The organism is Limnofasciculus baicalensis BBK-W-15, from assembly GCF_024178385.1.
Classification (GTDB): domain Bacteria; phylum Cyanobacteriota; class Cyanobacteriia; order Cyanobacteriales; family Coleofasciculaceae; genus Limnofasciculus; species Limnofasciculus baicalensis.
In genome coordinates, this window is sequence record NZ_JAMZMM010000468.1 from 1 (window position 1) to 4023 (window position 4023).

4 protein-coding genes and 1 pseudogene are annotated in these 4023 nt (G+C 43.6%); 4 read left to right on the forward strand and 1 reads right to left on the reverse strand.

Going from position 1 to position 4023, the window contains the following annotated elements; genetic code table 11:
• The coding region (locus NJ959_RS26655; RefSeq protein WP_254014785.1) for a serine/threonine protein kinase at window positions 1-544 on the reverse strand (544 nt) is incomplete at its 3' end.
• Between the two features lie 272 nt (window positions 545-816).
• Between NJ959_RS26655 and NJ959_RS26660 the strand changes: the two are divergent.
• From NJ959_RS26660 to NJ959_RS26675, 4 genes and pseudogenes are all read left to right on the forward strand, one after another.
• Window positions 817-1644, forward strand: a pseudogene (locus tag NJ959_RS26660) (Rpn family recombination-promoting nuclease/putative transposase); the annotation flags it as partial.
• Entirely contained in the window at window positions 1642-1836 is a 195-nt protein-coding gene (locus tag NJ959_RS30865) for a DUF4351 domain-containing protein (RefSeq protein ID WP_256529860.1), read from the forward strand. The pseudogene NJ959_RS26660 and the gene NJ959_RS30865, both read left to right, overlap by 3 nt.
• Window positions 1837-1975: 139 nt before the next feature.
• The gene (locus NJ959_RS26670) at window positions 1976-2428 is read left to right on the forward strand and encodes a hypothetical protein (protein WP_254014786.1); all 453 of its coding nucleotides are present in this window, start codon (window positions 1976-1978) and stop codon (window positions 2426-2428) included.
• Window positions 2429-2551: 123 nt separating this feature from the next.
• Window positions 2552-4023: tetratricopeptide repeat protein (locus NJ959_RS26675; protein WP_254014787.1), on the forward strand; the 1472-nt coding region annotated here is incomplete at its 3' end.

The following is a 4023-nucleotide window of genomic DNA, read 5'->3' on the forward strand; positions in this document are numbered from 1 at the left end:
CCCCCCCTTGGTAAGCAGGGGTGCGGAGCATAATATTAGAAGGTTTAATATCTCGATGGAGGTAATTTTTGCTATGTACCAACTCCAAAATTATCGCAATTTGTTTTAACCAAAGGATGGCTCTCTCTTGGGAGATGGGGCGATTTCCTCTTACTGCCATCCACTCTTCTAAATTAGAGCCATCGATTTTTTCCATGGTAATGCAGTGGAGTAACAAACTATTGCGAGTTTGATACTGAAAGTAGCCATCAACTTGGGGAATACCGGGATGATTAAGCGCTCCCAAAACACTGGCTTCTTGCTCGAATAATTCTACTGCTTTGGCATTTTGGTTGAGGGCTTCTTTGAGGATTTTGATGATTTTGGTAGTCCCCTCTTCTTGGGCTTCGTAGATTTTACCAAAACCAGTGCGATCGCTAATCAGACGCATTACCTGATAGCGCCCCATAACTAATAAGTCGGAGCCGCAACTACCACAGAAGCGGTTGAGGTGATTGGCGGGATTGTCTGGGCGAGGACAGCTAGGGTTAATGCAGAGGGACATAGATGGATCGCAAATTTATATTTTACAACTATCCAACATCGAGGGGGAATTGCCAAGGGTGGATGGGGCAGCGGATGCGGTAACGGATGTAACGGATGGGTAGTCTCTATCTGTAGGGTGCGTTAGGCGAAAGCTAATCCACTGCGATCGCTATATTTAATAGAGCTGGGTAAGTTGTATTTTGACAATCCCCGGTCTAAAGTCACGGGGTTTTCATGCTATTTTCTTATAAATACGAGCGGACTGATAGTCTTTCAAACGGAAAATTTACTGTGGCTTCCGACAACATTTGCAAATATCTCGCTGAGGAATACCCAGCCGATTTTGTTCGCTGGCTTTCTGGAGAAGATGTTACTGATATTACGGTTATCAAAACTGAACTTAGTCTAGAACCGATTCGTGCTGATTCTCTCATATTACGACAAGGATCTAACCGTATTTTTCACTGGGAATTCCAAACTTTACCTGCTTCCCAGCCACCTTTGCCTCTGAGGATGTTAGATTATTGGGTGAGACTCAAACGACAGTATGGGTGTCATATCGAGCAGGTGGTAATTTTTCTTAAGTCTACTACTGCTGAAGGGGTATTTGTGAATCAGTTAACTGATGTAAATACCAGCCATCGTTATCGAGTAATTCGCTTGTGGGAAGAAGATCCCGCACCACTGCTAGCAACTCCAGCTTTGTTACCTTTAGCGACTTTAGCCCGCAGCGATACTCCGAAAACTTTACTAGAGCAAGTTGCTCTTGAAATCGATAAAATTGAAGAACCACGAATGAAAGGAAACCTAACTGCTTGTGTAGATATACTGGCGGGTTTACGGTTTGATAAAAATACAATTCGTCAACTATTCCGGGAGGAAGTGATGTTAGAGTCAGTAACTTATCAGGATATTATTCAAAGGGGAGTGCAAAAAGGAAGACTGGAAGGAAAGCAAGAGGAAGCATTATCATTGTTGAGCCGTCAACTGACTCGTCGATGTGGCGTAATTAACCCTGAGTTACAAGAACAATTTCAGAGATTATCTCTGACTCAGTTAGAAGATTTGAGTGAGGAATTATTAGATTTTCAGACTGCTACAGATTTAGCTGTTTGGTTGAATAGGTGTCAGGTAAAATCAATTATCATACGTCAACTAATTCATCGCTTTGGTGAAATTAATCCGCAGTTGCAACAGCGAATTCAGCGACTATCAATGGCTCAATTAGGAGAGTTGGGTGAAATGCTGTTGGATTTTCAGACGGTGGGGGATTTAGTTGTTTGGTTGGATGAGGTTGTGCAGCAGATGTAAGGTGTAGCTTCCCCTAACCTGCCTTAAAAAAGGATTTAGGGGGATCTCAATTACTCCCGATGATGGAATATCCCTTTTATCCGGAATAGCTGTTGTCAGGATAGAAGTAATTTTGAGAGTAAGTGAGGATGGTAAATTGATGGAGCCAATAACACTGACGGCTTTGACTACTGCGATCGCAACTATCATATCAACGAAAGCGCTGGAAAAGGGCGGCGAAAGGCTTGGAGAGGCTGTATTCGAGAAAAGTGGTAAGTTGGTAGAAAAATTACGGCAAAAGAATAAGTTACATATTTTAACGGCTGAGGGAGATTCACAGCCACCTTCGGATTATGGGGAAGCGGTATTGCAATTGAAAGGAGCAGCGGAGGCTAATCCAGATATTGCTGAAGCCGTGATTGATGTGGAGGCTGTGGTAAATAATCAGCCGCTAGAGGCAAGTAAAGTTATCCGAGAATTGGCTGCCCAAATTCAGTCTCAGCCGTCGGTTGTGAATAATTTTGCTAAGTTAGCGGAGGAGATAAAAGCTGAGAAAGGAGCAATGGTTGCTCAGTCTCTTGTAATTCATCAACAAACTAATAACTATACTTGACTGAAGTCGCCCAATGGGGATGGGGTAAAGTCAAATCCCCCGGAAGGTATTCCTCAAAATCTTCCTGAGAGTGGTGTAATTAAGTTTGTCGGGAGAGAGGAAGTACTGGCAAACTTACACAGAATGTTACAGGAGAATGAGCCTGTGGCTATTTCTGCTATGGGGGGTATTGGCAAAACCGAATTGGCGCTGCAATATGCTTTGCGATATTCCCAAATTGATGTAGGGGCGAAGCATTTCTACAGAGGTGGGGTTTGTTGGTTGTTGGCGCGGGGTTTGGATTTAGGGATTCAAATTGTGGATTTTGCGCGGGTATATTTAGGGTTAAATCCGCCGGAAGATTTTGATTTGCAGCAGCGAGTGGCTTATTGCTGGCGAAATTGGCATTACCCCCCTAACCCCCCTTATCAAGGGGGGGATAAAGAACTTTCTTCTTATCAAGGGGGGGATAAAGAACTTTCTTCTTATCAAGGGGGGGATAAAGAACTTTCTTCTTATCAAGGGGGGGAGCAGGAAATTTCTTCTTATCAAGGAAGGGAGCAAAAAATCTTTTCTGATGTATTGGTTGTAATCGATGATGTGATAGATTATGAAAAAGTGAAACCCTATCTACCTAGGGAAGCGCGTTTTAAGGTGTTGATGACGACGCGGTTAGAGTTGCCTGCGCCGATTGTGCGGTTAGATTTGCAGGTTTTGACTGGTGAGGCGGCGTTGGATTTATTGAAATCGCTGATAGGAGAGGAAAGAGTAGGGGCGGAATTAGAAGTAGGGGAAAATATCTGTAAATGGTTGGGTTATTTACCTTTGGGTTTGGAGTTGGTGGGGCGATATTTGATGCGGAAATTGGATTTGTCGCTGGCGGAAATGTTGTCTCGGCTTGAGGCGAAACAGCTACAACAGTTGGGGCTGAAAAAACCCAAGTCGGAGGCGACTATGACGGGGCAATTGGGGGTAAGAGATGCTTTTGAGTTGAGTTGGTTGGAATTGAATAAGTCAGGGCAGGAGTTGGGGTTATATTTGAGTTTATTTGCCCTTGCGCCGATTCCCTGGCAATTGGTGGAAGAGTGTTTGCCGGATATTGATTCGGAGGAATTAGAGGAAACCAGAGATTACAGTTTGGTATATTTCCATCTGATTCAGCGTAGCGAGAAAGATACTTATCAGTTGCATCCACTGATTCGGGAATTCTTGATTGCCAAGGGCGAAGAATTGGGCATCGCAGATGACTGGAAGCAAAGATTTTGTCAGGTAATGGTAGGGAAAGCTGAGAAAATTCCTCAGACACCAACTCTGGAGGATATTGAGAAAGTAAACCTGGCGATTCCTCATATTGCGGCAGCGGCGACTACTCAACAAGATTGGCTGAGGGATGATGATTTAATCTGGCCTTTTGTTGCTTTGGGTAGGTTTTACGAAGGTAAAGGATTCTATCAGGAAGCAGTACCTTGGCGCGAGGATTGTTTATCTGTAACGAGAAAGCGATTAGGAGAAAACCATCCCGATGTCGCCACTAGTTTGAATAATTTAGCATTATTATACGATAATCAAGGAAGGTACGACGAAGCTGAACCTTTGTATAAAGAATCATTAGAATT

Bases quoted from the DNA above. Each gene is read 5' to 3' on its own strand.
- NJ959_RS26670 (WP_254014786.1), top strand. From the start codon at position 1,976: ATGGAGCCAATAACACTGACGGCTTTGACTACTGCGATCGCAACTATC.